Here is a 13,789-nt window from a genome sequence, read left to right as displayed (position 1 = left end):
GGCGCGCCCCGTTGCGGGGCCGTTCGCGCGCCGACACTACTGGTACGTGTAGTCATACAAACGGCAATTCGGCGTGACGGTCGGGCGACACTCCGGGCAAGCATCCGCAATTCCACCGCGCCGCGGCGCGCGTCCTGCATGATCGCCGGGTGACCGCCGAGAGCGCCGCCCCAGCCCACAGCGCCCCGCACGCCGCCCCGCCCGCGCCGTGGTGGTCCGCGGTGCCGCCCGCATCCGGGTCGATCGTGATGGCGACGGGCATCGTCTCGATCGGGCTGTTCGTCGCCGGGTTCGACACGCTGTCGAAGATCCTCATGGGGATCGACATCGCCGTGTGGCTGCTCCTCGCCGCGGCCTTCGTCACCCGGGCGTTCCGCGACCCGCACGGCTGGAAGACCGCCGCCGACACCCCGCCAGCCCTCACCGCCGTCGCCGCCACCACCGTGCTCGGCACCCGGCTCGCGCTGTTCGGCTGGACGCACACCGCGTACGCGATGCTGGCCATCGCCGCGCTCGCGTGGCCGATACTGCTCGGCGGGGTGGCGCGGCACCTCGGCCACCGCATGCCGGGGGCGGTCTTCCTGGTCTGCGTCGCCACCCAGGGGCTGGCCGTGCTCGCCGGGCAACTCGCGCTGCTGGGCGAGGGGGAGTGGCTCGCGTGGGCGGCGCTCGTGCTGTTCGCCCTGGGACTCGTGCTGTACGCGGTGGTGCTCGCCCGCTTCGACATCCGCCAGATCCGCACCGGCGCGGGCGACCACTGGGTCGCGGGCGGCGCGCTCGCCATCTCGGCGGTCGCGGGGTCGAAACTCGTCGCGTCGCCGGTGTGGACGGGGACCGCGCACGACATCCTGCGCATCACGACGCTGGTCGTGCTCGGCGTCGCGCTCGGCTGGTACGTCGTCCTGGCCGTCGCCGAAATCGCCTACCCGCGCCCGCGCTACGACATCCGCCGCTGGGCCACGGTCTTCCCCCTGGGCATGACCGCGGCGGCTTGCCTGCTGGTGTCGGCGGCCGCGCACGTGGCGTGGCTGGACACGCTGGGGCGGGTGCTGCTGTGGATCGCGTTTCCGGTGTGGGCGTTGGCGGGGGTCGGGTTGGCGCGGTCGTTGGCGAGGGCGGCGAGGGCGGCGAGGACCAGACGGGGGTAGGCGGGCGGGGCGGGGCGGCGCGGGTCGCGGCGGGGCGTGGCTTGGGTGTGGGCGTGGCGTGCCGCGGCCCCGCCTTGCTCACGGCTGCTTCGCAGGCGGCGTTCGCTTCGCGCCCCGCCTGCGTTTGGGCTTCGCGCCCGCGCCCGCGCCCGCGCCCGCGCTTGGGCTTGGCGCCTGCGCCGCCGCCCGCGCTTCCCGCGTGCCTCCCGTGCCCGTGCCTGCGTTTGAACCTTGTGCCCGCGCCCGCGCCTGAGCCCGCGCTTGAGCCTCGTGCCCGTGCGCCGGCTCCGCCCCGCCTCTTTACTTCTTCGGGGCGAGGCGACAGCATCCAGTTGTTCCCAATGGGAACTTCTTGCTGTCCCCTGAGCCGCCCGCGGAGGCCGTCATGCCGCCCCTCTTCCCCCGAACCCTGGCCGCCGATCTGCCCTTGGCCGGGTGCACCGCCGCCGAGGTGTCCGAGCGCCTCACCGGGGCCGACCCGCGGGCGCTGCTCATGGCCTTGGTCCACCTCACCCGCGACGCCGACGCCCTCACCGTGTTCGCGGCCGTGTGCGAACCCGGTGCGGCGGACGACGACCTGACCGCCGCCCTGCGCGACCGCCTCGCCGCGGTGCTCACGGAGCCCCCGTCCGCCGAGGCCGGCGCCCCGCTGCCCGACGCCCTGATGCAGGCCATGGCCGCGACGTTCGCCCGCGAACCGGTGGCCGCCGAGTTCCTGCCCGTCCTGCGCGACCAGTGCGGGTTCGACACGCTCGACGCCGACCCCACCCCGCCCGCCGCGGACGGCGGCTTCCACGTCGCCGTCATCGGCGCGGGCCTCACCGGGATCGCCGCGGCGGTCAAGCTCGCCGAAGCCGGGCACACGTACCGGATCTACGAGCGGAACTCCGACGTCGGCGGCGTCTGGCTCGTCAACCAATATCCGGGCGTCGGTGTGGACACACCCAGCCACTTCTACTCCTACTCGTTCGCGGTCAACCCCGACTGGCCGGCGTTCTACTCCAGCGGCGACGTCGTCCTCGGCTATCTCCGCCGCTGCGCCGACGCCTACGGCATACGCGCGCACACCTCCTTCGACACCCACGTCGAGTCCTGCGCGTGGGACGAGGCCGACCGCCGCTGGACGCTCACGACCCGGCACGCCGACGGCACCGTCTCCCGCGATCACGCCGACGCCGTGGTCAGCGCCATCGGCTTCTTCCAGGACCCCAAGTACCCGGACATCCCCGGCCTCGCCGACTTCGCCGGCACCGTCGTGCACACCGCCGCCTGGGACCCCGGACTCGACCTCGCCGGGCGCCGCGTCGCCCTCGTCGGCACCGGCGCCAGCGCCATGCAGACCGCGCCCGCGATCGTCGACGACGTCGCCGCCCTCACCGTGTTCCAACGCCAGCCCGCGTGGATCCAACCCCGCCGCGCCGCCAACCTCACCGTGCCCGAAGGCGCGCTCTGGGCGATGCGGCATGTGCCGTACTACGCCGAGTGGTTCCGCACCATCACCTACTGGTTCGCGTCGGACGCCAACTACGCGACCATCACCGCCGACCCGGACTGGCGCGGCGCGGACACGGCGATCTCCGCGGCGAGCGACAAGCTCCGGCAGATCCTCGTCGCCTACGCGCAAGCCGAACTCGCCGACCGCCCCGACCTGCTCGCCAAGGCCGTCCCCGCCTACCCGCCCTTCGGCAAGCGGATCCTCCGCGACGCCGACTGGTACCGCATGCTGCGCCGCGACCACGTCGACCTGTGCACCGAGCCGATCGACCGCATCATCCCCGAAGGCATCCGCACCGCCGACGGCACCGTCACCGAGGCCGAGGTCCTGATCCTCGCCACCGGCTTCCATCTGCTGCCGATGCTCCGCTCCGTCACGGTCACCGGACGCGGCGGCACGGTCCTCGCCGACGTCTGGGGCGACGAAGACCCGCGCGCCCACCTCGGCGTCACGGTGCCCGGGTTCCCGAACCTGTTCGTCCTGTCCGGCCCCAACTCCAGCCCCGGGCACGGCGCGGGCAACAACTTCGTGTCCGAGGTGCAGATCCACTACGTGCTGGCCTGCCTCGACCTGCTCCGCGAACGCGGCCTCCGCACCCTGGAACCCACCGAGGAAGCCCACGCCGCCTACGCCGACGACGTCGACGCCACGATGGCGGGCCTGGTCTGGAGCCACCCGTCGGTGCGCAGCTATTACCGCAACGCCGCGGGGCGCGTGGTCGTCACCAACCCGTGGCGGCTCGTCGACTACTGGCACATGCTGCGGAAGCCGGACCCGGCCGCGCACGTGCTCGGCTGAGGCGCCCGCGCGGTCCTGTCGGCGCGACGACGGCTCAGGACTCGGCGTCGGCGATCCGCGCGATCCCCTCCACCAGCAGGTCGACACCGTCGATCGCCGCGGCGGACTGGTGCTCGCCCCACCGGGCGATCAGCTCGGGGAACGCGAAGTGCGGATCGCCCGCCGAGGATTCCTCCAAGCGGCGCAACCCCTCCAGGGCTTCCTCGAGTTGGCGCCGGTGTTCGGCCAGCAGTTCGCGCAGCCGCTCCGGATCGGCGACGTGCCCGAGCCACGCCCGCAGCACCATCGAGTCGCGCAGCATCGGCGGCTCCACCGGCGCTTCCTCCACCCACCGCTTCAACTCGGCGCGCCCCGTGTCGGTGATCCGGTACGCGCGCTTGCTGCGCGCCGATTCGCCCGGCACCACCCGCGACGCGGCCAGGCCGGCGGCCTCCAGCTTCTCCAACTCCCGGTAGATCTGGCTGGTCGCCGGGCTCGCGTAGAAGAACCGCAGGCTCAGGTCGGCCCACTTCTTGACCTCGAAGCCCGACAGCTCGGGGGCGTACGACAGCAGCCCGAGGATCGAGTAGGTCGACGTCGGCAACCAGGCGTTACGTGCGGCAGACACCCGCCCAGCGTAGACACCCTGGTCTAGGGCGCCAGCAGCGCGCGCAGCCGGAGCGCCAGCGCGTCCATCTCGGCCTCCGGCACACCGGGGCTCCGCCCCAACGCCGACGCGAAGATCCCCGGCCCGCGCTGCTCGGTGCCGAGCCCCGGCGGCCGCGGCACGACGTGGAAATGCACGTGCGCGTAGCCCTCCGCCTCGGCGAACTGCGCTACGTAGGTTTTCACACAGCCGGTGGCCTCGTGCAGCGCCCGCGACAGCCGCACCTGCCAGGAACCCAGCGCCGCCGCCTCGTCATCCGTCAACTCGGCAATCGTGGTGACATGCCGCCGCGGCACCAGGACCAGCCACCCGACAATGCCCGCCCCGATCGCATGCGCGACACGCCAATACCCGTCACCGGCGATCGCCTCCCAGGGCGCGGCTTCGACACCCCGGGCTTCCTGACGACAGGTGAAACACCCTTCGGGAACGCCCATGCCGCCGATGCTAGGCCGTGTCCGGTGCGCCTTCACCGAGTTCCACGAGGAGGCCCGTGCCACAACCAGATCGGGAAGCGCCGGTGCACCGTCGGCCGGCGCGGCGGCCGCCGTGCGGCAGTGTCCGCGGCTCCGGGCCGGGACGTGAACATGCCGCCACTGTCCCGTACACGCGGACCCAAAGCGCCGCAGGCACACCCACGACCCCCAACAGCTACGGTGACGCCTGCCGCCGCACGCCCGAGCCTGCGACCCCCTCCCACCGACGGAGCGCCACATGGCCTTGTCCCAGAGGCCCGCCAAAAGCATCGTCGGAATCGCGGATGAATGCCGTGATCTGCTGACCATCGACAATCGGGCGCAGCGGACACGGGAGTTCGTCGCCAGATATGGCAGTCGGCTGGGTCTCAAGGCCGCGGACGCCGACACCCTGGTCGCACGGCATCCCGCCGGTGTGCCCCGGCTCATGGCGGGCGGCAGCCACGAGAACGTGCTGGTTGCCTCGGCCTGGGGCGACTTCTTGGTCCGCACCGACGTGCGGCAGGTCGGGACGGGCCCTCCGCGGCGCTGGGACGAGGCCGAGGCGCTGAAAGTCCTCGGCAAGGAGCTCGCCCGGACCGACGCCGAGGAAGCGGCCGCCGCGGAGGCCCGCGGCGAGCAGCCACTGCACGTCCTGTTACCGGAGTTGCTGTACGCCGACGCGGCGGGCCGGCAGGTCCACCGCTTCTTCCCGGGGGAGAAGCTGCGGGTGCCCGAACAGCTCCCGCTGGTCGTCGAGGCCATTGCCCGCTTCGCGCAGGTCCGCCGGACTCCGCGTGCGCCCGAGAGCGCCCCGAAGTACACGACGGCTTCGGCCGGCGCGCATGAGCGGATCGCCAGAAGTGACCGATGGCTGGACGCCAACCGCGAGAAGCTGGCGGCCCGGTACCAGCGGCTCGGGCTCCCGTTGTACCTGGACGAACTCCATGAACTGGCCGACGCCTTCCAGGACCGGCCTCCCGTGGTCCTGCACGGCGACCTGAACCCGGGGAACGTGCTGGTCCGGGGCCGCGACGTCCGCGCTTTGGACATCGAACTGGCCGAGCCCGGCGACTGGGTGCACGACCTCGCGTGGACGATGGCCACGGTGGGCACCGGCGACGGAGTGCCGCCGGAACTCGTGGACCACGGCGTCGAGCGCATGCGCCGGATCGACCCCCGGCTGGCGCCCGAGGGAACGAAGGAGGACCTGGAAGCGGCCTATCTCATCGCCGCGAACGTCCACGGCCCCGCCCGCCTGCACATCGGACTCCTCCGGATCCACGAAGGCAAGGTGACGCACCGGAACGGCATCGAGGGCCATGTACAGGAGGTCGTCGAGCGCAGCACACCGCTGCTCGACTACGTCAGGCGCCGTCTGGGTGACGGTGGCACAGTCGAGGCCGCGGACGTCGAGGCGATGCTGTGGGAGGCCGCCCACGAGGCGGAACCCACTCGGGCGGCAGCAGCGCGCCAACCGAACCCTCAACAGCAGGCGCCCCGGCATCAGAGCGCACAACAGCAGGACCCACCGACGAAGGCCGCACAACAGGCGAGCGGGAAGCAACCCTCCCCCGCCTGCTCTGCGGGGCTCTCCCCGATGGACCCTGGCACAACGTCCGCACGACCGCCCACAACGGGGCCGCCGAGCGATCCGGTCCAGGACGTCGGCCCGGCCATACACCGGAATCCCGAGGCGCGGCCCTCCCGGCAACCGCGCCTGGGGCCCTTCTGACACCGGACGACAGCGCCGCAATCGCCCTCACCCGACTGCACACGAACGAACCCCTGCCGACCACCGCAGGCCTCGCCGCCGGCACCGGCCCCCGCGGCGCAGCCGAAGGGGAGTCAGCGGCGCAGGAGGGCCTCGCGGGCCGGTTTGACCATGGCGCGAACGGTGCGGCCCTTGCTGAACTCGCCGAGGGCGGTCATCGTCCAGGTATCGCCGGTGCGGGTGAGCTTGCACATCAGCAGGCCGGTGGTCGGCTCGGATTCGGCGAGTTCGAAGCGGGCGAGTTCGGTGTTGTCGCGGTCGTCCACCAGGCGGCAGAACGCGCGGGAGACACCGGTGAACTTCTGGCCGGAGAACGAGTTCACGGTGAACACCAGCGCGGCGACCTGCGGCGGCAGCCGGTCCAGGTGGACCTTGATGACCTCGTCGTCGCCTTCGCCGCGTCCGGTGAGGTTGTCGCCGGAGTGCACGATCGCCCGGTCGAGGCCGGTGAGGCTGCCGAACCACACGGTGTCGAGCTTGCCGCCGTGCATGTCGAACGCGATGCACGAGGCGTCCAGGTCGACCCGCATGCCGCGCTGCGCGGGGTCCCAGCCGAGCCCCATGCGCACGCAGGTCAGCGGCGGCGCACCGGACTTCACCAGCGAGACGGACTGGTTCTTGGTGAGGGTGACCCGGCCCTTGTCGAGGTTGACCGGTGCGGGGGAGGCGGCGGGCGCCGGTCCGGCGGGTGCGGTCGGAGGCGCGGGCACCGGGGGGAACGCGGCCGGGGGCGCACTCGGCGGCGCGCCAAGGGTGCCCGGGGCACTCGGGACCGGCGGGAAAGCCGCGGGGGCGGCGCCAGGGGCCGGCGGGAAAGCCGCGGGCGGAGGCGTCGGGGCCGCCGGGGGCGTCGACGGGCTCGGCGACACGGATACCGACGGTGTCTGCGGCGCCGCCACGAGCGACGAGGCCGGAGCGGGCGTCGGGGCCCCGGCGGCCTGCGAAGCCGCTGCCGGGCCCGGTTCGTCCTCCTCGTCCACCGCCACGCCGAAATCGGTGGCGATGCCCGCCAGGCCGTTCGCGTAGCCCTGGCCCACCGCGCGGACCTTCCAGGCGTCGCCGCGCCGGTAGATCTCCAGCAGCAGCAGCGCGGTCTCGGCGCCGAGGCCGGGCGGGGCGAACACGACCAGGTCGGTGCCGGACGCGGCGTCGCGTACCGAGGCCTGGACCGCCCCGGCCGCTCCGAACGTCGTCGGGCCGTTGCCGTCGAGGCTCGCCACCACGACCACCCGGACGATGTCCGCGGGCACCCCCACGGTGTCGACCAGTACCGACGCGGCCGCTCCCGGCGCGCCCGGCCGGAACGTCACGCCGGGTGCCGACGGCTGGTTGTAGAACACGAAGTCGGCGTCGGAGCGCACCGATCCGGACGCGTCGAGCAGCAGCGCGGAGACGTCGACCGCCGCGGCCGTGGCCAGTTCGACGACCACGGAAGGCGCGCTCAGCGGATGGTTCGCGCCCTTGGCGAGCTGCTCCGGCATTGTGGTGTCCACCCCTCGTCGCCGCGGCGTCCCCCGACGTCCGCCCTCTCGGGTTGGGGACGAACGGCACAAGGCGGTGGTTCCCGGCCCGAGCTCCCGACCCGAGCTCCCGACCCGAGGGGTGCCGCTCGGACTACAGCCGGTCGCGCCAGGGCAGATGCGTGTGCTGAAGTGCCACCAGCGCGACCGCGAGCCGGCCGTCGGCCCAGTCGGCGCGTACCGCGAAGTCCTGCCAGGTCGACTCCGCCGAGGTGAAGTGCAGGACCGGTGCGCCGTTCCGGCGCCAGATCGTGTTCACGGGCATCCGCCACACGTCCCCGCCGAGCAGCGCGGCGGCGAACAAGGCGGCCCACAGCGGCGAGAACAACCAGAACATGATCCACCCGAACACGCCGCCCTTGACCGCGCGGAGCGTCGTGCCGTCGGGTGTCTCGGCCAGCCACGAGGTGCGCCGCATCCGGAGGACGCCGCCCTGACGGCGGGTCACCCGGGCGAGCGGCGCGCCGTAGCCGTCGACGATGCGGTAGACGGCATGTGTGCCTTCGGCCGCTTCGGTTTCGACGACGGCGAGCGCCGTCGTGTGCGCCGCATCGGCCCACACGACGACTCGGCGCCAGCCCGACTTCTGCATGCCGTCGCGGCGTTCGATCTCCAGGAAGGCGATCTCGTCGTGTGTGCGGCCGCCGCGCGCCCGGTACTGCACCACCGGGTCGCGCGACGAACCCGTGGGCAGCCGAGCCGCCTCCCGGTCGGACACTCCCTTGCGGGCCCGCAGCCCGCCCCCCGCCTCAAGCCGAAGGTCCGCGAGCACCGTGCGCCTCCCCGCTGTGTGTGGAACCGGTTGTGCGGGGCACGTCGCCATGCCCGCACGGATCACCCTAGAGGGTGAAGCCGGGGTGCGCGCCGACCGGGATTCCGCGACGGGTCACTGCGGCAGGTGCTGCTTGGCTTCCTCGTAGCCGGCCTCCGGCGCCGCGGCGGACGGCGTGTAGACGAGGTGCACCACGCCCTTGTCCAGCACGGTCGACGAGGCCAGCGCGAGCGGGATCGGCGCGTCGCCTTCGTCGAACAGCCGCGTGCCCTTGCGGACGGCGATCGGGTGAACCAGCAGGTGCAATTCGTCGAGCAGCCCCGCGGCGAGGAGCTGGCGGACGACCGACACCGAGCCGCTGAGGGCGATTTCGCCGCCCGGCTCGTTCTTCAGCGCGGTGACGGCCTCCACGAAGTCGCCTTGCAACTGCTCGGAGTTGCGCCACGTGAAGGTGAGCGGCCGGTGCGACAGCACGATCTTGCGCATGTCGCCGATCGTCTTCGCAAAGCCCGCGTCCTCGCCGCCGGCCGCTTCCCGGACCGGCCAGGCGCCCGCGAAGCTGTCGTACGTCTCCCGGCCGAACAGCATGGTGTCCGCCCGGTCCATCGACGCGGCGACGGTCGCGCCCATGTCGTCGCTGAAGTACGGGAAGTGCCACTGGTCGGGGGCGTCCACGACGCCGTCGAGGGCGATGAACAGGCTGGCGGTGATCTTGCGCATGGCGGGTCCTCCGGCGTCCGGTGCGTGCTGTCGCAGATTCAGACTCTGCCGGGGCCGGAAACTCATCGGCGGGAGGCGCGGGAATCCGCGGCGGCGTGTCGCCGCCGCCGCGGACCCCCGAGGCCGTCACTTCGTCACACCATCACTTCGTCACAGGGGCACATCGTCACAGCGTCTTCAGGAAGTCGGCGATGTGTCCGGTGACGCGGGCGATGTCCGCGTCGCCGAGCCCGTGGTTGCCGGAGACGAGGATGCCCTGGCGCATGACCTGGTCGGCGTTCGGCAGTCCATCGCCGGCGATGCGGTAGCCGGCGTTCTTCAGCATGGGGTGGCGGGTGATGTTGCCGGTCCACACGGTGCGGGTGTCGACGCCGCGCGGCTCCAGGTACTGCTGGAGGTCGGCGCGGGTGAACGGTGCGTCCGGCCGGATTTGAAAGGTGTAGGTGTGCCAGGCGGTCTCCAGGTCCGCAAGCTCGCGCGGCAGGATGAAGTACTGCGGGTACTGCGCGAGGAAGTCGCTGTAGAGCGTGAAGTTGCGCCGGCGGCGGGCGAAGTTCACCGGCACCTTCTTCAACTGTTCGACGCCGAAGGCCGCGCTGATCTCGTTGGGCTCGAAGTTCCAGCCCAGCTCGTCGAAGATGAAGCCGCTGTCGTAGGCGATCCCGTCCAGGTCCTCCCAGAAGCTGCGCTCGCCTCCGCCGCCGAACACCTGCGTCTCCGAGCGGCGTCCCCAGCGGCGCAGCAGCAGGCAGCGCTCGCGCAGTCCGTCGTCGTCGAGCAGGACCATGCCGCCGGTGCCGCCCGCGGTGATGATGTGCGACAGCGCGAAGCTGGTGACCGAGATGTCGGCGCGCGTCGCGGTCGGCGTACCCCGCAGCTTGGGCGCCAGCGAGTCGCAGCCGTCCTCGACGACCTTGAGGCCGTGCCGGTCGGCGACCTCGCGGATCACGTCCCAGTCGGGCGCGTTGCCGACCAGGTTCGGCAGCAGGATCGCCTTGGTCTTGTCCGACACCGCCGCTTCCAGCAGCGACACGTCCACGTTGAACGTGTCGGGCTCGACGTCGATGAACACGGGCACGGCGCCCGCGCGCACGATCGGCGCGACGTCGGTGGAGAACGTCAGCGGGGAGGTGATGACCTCGTCGCCGGGCTGCAGGTCCAGCAGTTCGACCGCGAGGTACAGCGCGGACGAGCCCGAGTTGCACATGATCCCGTGGCGCTTGCCGGTCATCTCCGCGACCCGGCGCTCCATCTCCGCGACGTTCGCGCCGATACCGAGCTTCCCGCTGCGCAGCACGCGGTTGACCGCCTCGATCTCGGCCTCGTCGTAGACGGCGGAGATGTAGAGCACGCGCTTGTCGTCGGGGGCGGGGGAGGTGTTCTCGGGCATGGGGGTCCTTCCTGCGGGACGGCAGTCGTGTGCGGGCCCGGGCGCGCGGCCGTAACGCCGCACAACCCCGGAGCTAAAACATGGCTATCATGGCCATGATTAGGAGGCAAGAGCGGCTGTGCTGTACCCGTCCTTCTGGCGTGCCGTGCCGGATTGGCGTGGGATGCCGCAGTGGCAGCTCGTACCCTGGTGCCCGTGACCGCATCCCGTGCCGACTCGCTCACCGCCCGCCGCAAGGCCGCCACCGAACTCGACATCGCGCGTGCCGCCGCGGGCCTGTTCGCGCGGCAAGGCGTCGAAGCGACCACGGCGGAGCAGATCGCGGCCGAGGCGGGCGTCGCCGTGCGCACCTTCTACCGCTACTTCCGCGCCAAGCAGGACGCGGTACGCCCGCTCCTCGCGGCCGGCGCGGCCGGCTGGTCCGCACTCCTCGACGCCACCGCCCCCGGCACCCCGCTGCCGGACGCCTTCGCGGACGCCGCCCGCGCCGCCCTGGTCGGCGAACGCCTCGGCGGCCCCGAAGCGCTCGCGCACCTCCGCGGCCTGCTGCGCGCCGCCCGCGAGGACAGCACGCTGCGCGCGGTCTGGTACCAGGTCATCCACGAATCCGAGGACCGCCTGCGCGACCGCATCCTCGCCTGGGGCGCCGCCGACGATCTCGAAGCCCGCCTCACCGCGGCCGCGGCCATCCACGCCTTGCGCATCGCCGTCGAGGCCTGGGCCGACCGCGAAGAACCCGTGCCGGGCGAACCGGACGTCCCTGCCGACCTCGCCGTCCGCTGCCTGGCCGAATTCGCCGACGGGATCCGCGGGTTGGACGGCACCGCGGTGGTCGGCGGCGCTGCGGAGGGCACCGCGGCCGACGGCGCCTGAACGCCGCCGCCGACCGCCCGACGCGGTGCGGGCGGTCGAAGGAAGGCCTCAACTGCTGTGCTGCGACTCGGCGGAGCGGGCCGCCGGGACGAGAAGCCGCCCGGCTTTCGGCGGGTTCTTCGCCCTCGCCTTGTCGTGGGCCTCCGCGCGCCGCCACAGGCGTCGGCCGACCGCCCACCACAGCAGGGCCATGGCGGCGGCCAGGGCCGCGGCGCCGTAGGCCGCGTTGAAGAGGAACTCGCCCCACGAGGGCTGTTCCACGTTGACCTTGGTGACCCAGTAGGGGCCGCCCCAGCTCAGGTCGAGCGGGGCCTTCTCGATGAAGCGGGCCCAGAAGAACCACGCGAATATGCGGCAGGCGCCGTAGAGGAAGTACGCGCGGTAGAGGGCCAGCATCAGCACCTCGGACATCTTCAGCCGTCGCCGGAACCACGGCCAGACGGGGTCGTCCGCGACGACCCGGGTGAAGAAGTAGTTCCGGGTGAGGACCCGCCAGCTCACCAGCACCATGAGCAGCCAGAAGAGGTCCCAGACGCCGCCGAGGCTGGAGTAGTAGGCGGCGGCGTCTCCGTAGCGGCCCTGCTGGGCGGCGTAGGCCCACATGCCGATCGTGTAGTGCTGGGTGCTGAACGGGAAGAACAGCATGACGCCGACGCTGTCGCAGATGTCGGTGAAGACGTGCGCCCAATGGCCGATCAGCAGGCCGAGGGCCCACTGGCGGCTCTTGGTGATCCACAGGACCAGCAGTGCGACGACGACGCCGTAGAACAGCGAGTGGGTGAAGCCGACGCCGGGCCAACCGCGGTGGTAGAGGTTCGGGTTCTTGGGGTGGAAGTGCCACCCGAAGGCGTCGAAGCCGTAGACCGTCCCCTTGGTGATCATGTCGGGCCAGAAGCAGCCCAGCAGGATCGCGAGGAAGGAGACCTTGGTCTTGATGTGCTTCTGGAGGACGTAGCTCTCCAGTTCGTGCGCGGCCCAGCTCACCCGGCATCCCCCGTTTTCCCGGCCTGGATGCGCCGGCCTATCCAATGCACCGCGAGGATGATGCAGACGACCACGAACGGGCCGCGCGTCCACGTGAGTACGTCGCGCTGCGTGAAGTAGCCGAGCAGGATCAGGCCCGCCGCGCCGACCACGTAGGCCACCAGGTCGACCACGCCTTCGCGGACGTCTTCGGGGCGGTATTCGGCGGCGTCGTCCTCCGCGGGCGGATCGGCCTCGGCGGCGGGCTCGTCCGGGGGCGCCGGCGGGGACTGTTCGTCACCGCCGTCCGCGGCTATCGGGGGTTCCGTCTCGCCCGGCGCGTCCGCCTCGTCGTCGGTCGATCTGTCGTGCCCGGTCGGCATCCAGCCCCCTCGGTACGCGGTCCGCAACGGCCGCGATCCTAGCGATTACCGGCCGCTGTCGAGTCCGTGCAGCCGGGCGCGCACGAGCAGATCGTGCAGCGCGTCGTAGGCGGAAGGCCGGTCGGGGAGCGCGGAGGCGTCCCGCGCGGATTCGAGGACCGCGTGCAGCCGCTCGATGTCCGCGTGGGCGGTGTCGGCGTCCACCAGCCCTGCGGCGCCCGCGTGTTCGGCCTCGCGCTTGGCCGCGACGAGGGTGCCGAGGTACGGCGGGGCCTCCGCGGGCCACGTCCCGGCGAGTTCGCCCAGGTCGGCGACGACCGCGCCGGTGCGCATGAGGTGGATGCCGGTGAGCAGGACGCGGAAGGTGTACAGCAGCGGCTTGAGTTCGCCGGTGCGGGTGTATAGGCGCGTCTGCGTGCGGGCGAATCCGGCGTAGTGGTGCGCATGATGACGGGTCGTCACGGCGGGTGCCAGATCGACGAGTTCGGCGTGGACGGCGGTGGTGTGCACGACCAGTGGCGACAGCAGTTGCTCCAGGACGTAGCCGTTGCGCCGCAGGAGCAGGCGGACGAACTTGCCGAGGTCGTGCGTCACGAGGTCGTTCTCGATGCCGTCCGCCTCCCAGATCCGCGCCCGGGTCTGCTCGCCTTCGCGCAGCCCGACCAGGTCGGCGAGCGGCAGCAGGTGCGCCCCGCGCAGGTCGATGTCGGAGTCGCGGGACGGGAACCCGTACAGATGCGCGCCCGACACGGTCGCGAACACCAGCGGGTCGGGCTGCGCCGCGACGACCGCGGACAGGTGGGCGGCGTCGATCTCCAGCGGCATGCGGCTTCCCGGGGCGGGGCGGAACAC

13 protein-coding genes are annotated in these 13,789 nt (G+C 72.3%); 4 read left to right on the top strand and 9 right to left on the bottom strand.

The features are described 5' to 3' along the window. Nucleotides 1–149 precede the first annotated feature (149 nt). Nucleotides 150–1,148: a tellurite resistance/C4-dicarboxylate transporter family protein gene (locus ABEA93_RS38170; protein ID WP_345680568.1), complete on the top strand. Its 999-nt coding sequence runs from the start codon at nucleotides 150–152 to the stop codon at nucleotides 1,146–1,148. A 385-nt stretch (nucleotides 1,149–1,533) separates the two neighbouring features. Then, nucleotides 1,534–3,441 (top strand): flavin-containing monooxygenase, encoded by a 1,908-nt coding sequence (locus ABEA93_RS38165; protein WP_345680567.1) that lies wholly within the window; start codon nucleotides 1,534–1,536, stop codon nucleotides 3,439–3,441. 34 nt (nucleotides 3,442–3,475) lie between these two features. Here ABEA93_RS38165 and ABEA93_RS38160 read toward each other — a convergent pair whose 3' ends face one another. Then, nucleotides 3,476–4,048 (bottom strand): PadR family transcriptional regulator, encoded by a 573-nt coding sequence (locus ABEA93_RS38160; RefSeq protein WP_345680566.1) that lies wholly within the window; start codon nucleotides 4,046–4,048, stop codon nucleotides 3,476–3,478. Nucleotides 4,049–4,071: 23 nt separating this feature from the next. Further along, nucleotides 4,072–4,524 (bottom strand): HIT family protein, encoded by a 453-nt coding sequence (locus tag ABEA93_RS38155; protein WP_345680565.1) that lies wholly within the window; start codon nucleotides 4,522–4,524, stop codon nucleotides 4,072–4,074. 277 nt (nucleotides 4,525–4,801) lie between these two features. On the opposite strand from ABEA93_RS38155, the gene ABEA93_RS38150 reads away from it, so the two are divergent. Further along, on the top strand, nucleotides 4,802–6,277 hold the full coding sequence (locus ABEA93_RS38150) for a phosphotransferase family protein (RefSeq protein WP_345680564.1): 1,476 nt from the start codon (nucleotides 4,802–4,804) through the stop codon (nucleotides 6,275–6,277). Nucleotides 6,278–6,390: 113 nt separating this feature from the next. On the opposite strand, the gene ABEA93_RS38145 is transcribed toward ABEA93_RS38150, so the two are convergent. From ABEA93_RS38145 to ABEA93_RS38130, 4 genes are all read right to left on the bottom strand, one after another. Then, nucleotides 6,391–7,809 carry a TerD family protein gene (locus ABEA93_RS38145; RefSeq protein WP_345680563.1) on the bottom strand — a complete coding sequence of 473 codons (1,419 nt, stop codon included), beginning with the start codon at nucleotides 7,807–7,809 and terminating at the stop codon, nucleotides 6,391–6,393. Between the two features lie 121 nt (nucleotides 7,810–7,930). Further along, the gene (locus ABEA93_RS38140) at nucleotides 7,931–8,608 is read right to left on the bottom strand and encodes a hypothetical protein (protein WP_345680562.1); all 678 of its coding nucleotides are present in this window, start codon (nucleotides 8,606–8,608) and stop codon (nucleotides 7,931–7,933) included. Nucleotides 8,609–8,722: 114 nt separating this feature from the next. Beyond that, a complete protein-coding gene (locus ABEA93_RS38135) occupies nucleotides 8,723–9,328 on the bottom strand; it encodes a dihydrofolate reductase family protein (protein WP_345680561.1) in 606 nt (201 codons plus the stop codon). A 166-nt stretch (nucleotides 9,329–9,494) separates the two neighbouring features. Next, the gene (locus ABEA93_RS38130; RefSeq protein ID WP_345680560.1) at nucleotides 9,495–10,718 is read right to left on the bottom strand and encodes a DegT/DnrJ/EryC1/StrS family aminotransferase; all 1,224 of its coding nucleotides are present in this window, start codon (nucleotides 10,716–10,718) and stop codon (nucleotides 9,495–9,497) included. Nucleotides 10,719–10,913: 195 nt separating this feature from the next. Between ABEA93_RS38130 and ABEA93_RS38125 the strand changes: the two genes are divergently transcribed. Then, a complete protein-coding gene (locus ABEA93_RS38125; RefSeq protein WP_345680559.1) occupies nucleotides 10,914–11,591 on the top strand; it encodes a TetR/AcrR family transcriptional regulator in 678 nt (225 codons plus the stop codon). Between the two features lie 48 nt (nucleotides 11,592–11,639). On the opposite strand, the gene ABEA93_RS38120 is transcribed toward ABEA93_RS38125, so the two are convergent. Genes ABEA93_RS38120 through ABEA93_RS38110 form a run of 3 tightly spaced genes read right to left on the bottom strand, consistent with a single transcriptional unit; the run spans nucleotide 11,640 to nucleotide 13,762 of the window. Further along, nucleotides 11,640–12,575 (bottom strand): metal-dependent hydrolase, encoded by a 936-nt coding sequence (locus ABEA93_RS38120; protein ID WP_345680558.1) that lies wholly within the window; start codon nucleotides 12,573–12,575, stop codon nucleotides 11,640–11,642. Further along, nucleotides 12,572–12,937 (bottom strand): hypothetical protein, encoded by a 366-nt coding sequence (locus ABEA93_RS38115; RefSeq protein WP_345680557.1) that lies wholly within the window; start codon nucleotides 12,935–12,937, stop codon nucleotides 12,572–12,574. The genes ABEA93_RS38120 and ABEA93_RS38115 overlap by 4 nt, the downstream gene beginning before the upstream one ends. Before the next feature lie 45 nt (nucleotides 12,938–12,982). Further along, entirely contained in the window at nucleotides 12,983–13,762 is a 780-nt protein-coding gene (locus tag ABEA93_RS38110; protein WP_345680588.1) for a nucleotidyltransferase domain-containing protein, read from the bottom strand. Nucleotides 13,763–13,789: the final 27 nt, after the last annotated feature.

The sequence above is a fragment of the Yinghuangia aomiensis genome, assembly GCF_039542225.1.
Classification (GTDB): Bacteria; Actinomycetota; Actinomycetes; order Streptomycetales; family Streptomycetaceae; genus Yinghuangia; species Yinghuangia aomiensis.
This window is presented reverse-complemented; position numbering and strand designations above follow the sequence as displayed.

What these genes read in the sequence shown, in the direction of transcription:
- ABEA93_RS38165 (WP_345680567.1), top strand. Translation starts at nt 1,534, where the DNA reads ATGCCGCCCCTCTTCCCCCGAACCCTGGCCGCCGATCTGCCCTTGGCC.
- ABEA93_RS38155 (WP_345680565.1), bottom strand. Translation starts at nt 4,524, where the DNA reads ATGGGCGTTCCCGAAGGGTGTTTCACCTGTCGTCAGGAAGCCCGGGGT.
- ABEA93_RS38150 (WP_345680564.1), top strand. Translation starts at nt 4,802, where the DNA reads ATGGCCTTGTCCCAGAGGCCCGCCAAAAGCATCGTCGGAATCGCGGAT.
- ABEA93_RS38135 (WP_345680561.1), bottom strand. Translation starts at nt 9,328, where the DNA reads ATGCGCAAGATCACCGCCAGCCTGTTCATCGCCCTCGACGGCGTCGTG.
- ABEA93_RS38130 (WP_345680560.1), bottom strand. Translation starts at nt 10,718, where the DNA reads ATGCCCGAGAACACCTCCCCCGCCCCCGACGACAAGCGCGTGCTCTAC.
- ABEA93_RS38115 (WP_345680557.1), bottom strand. Translation starts at nt 12,937, where the DNA reads ATGCCGACCGGGCACGACAGATCGACCGACGACGAGGCGGACGCGCCG.
- ABEA93_RS38110 (WP_345680588.1), bottom strand. Translation starts at nt 13,762, where the DNA reads ATGCCGCTGGAGATCGACGCCGCCCACCTGTCCGCGGTCGTCGCGGCG.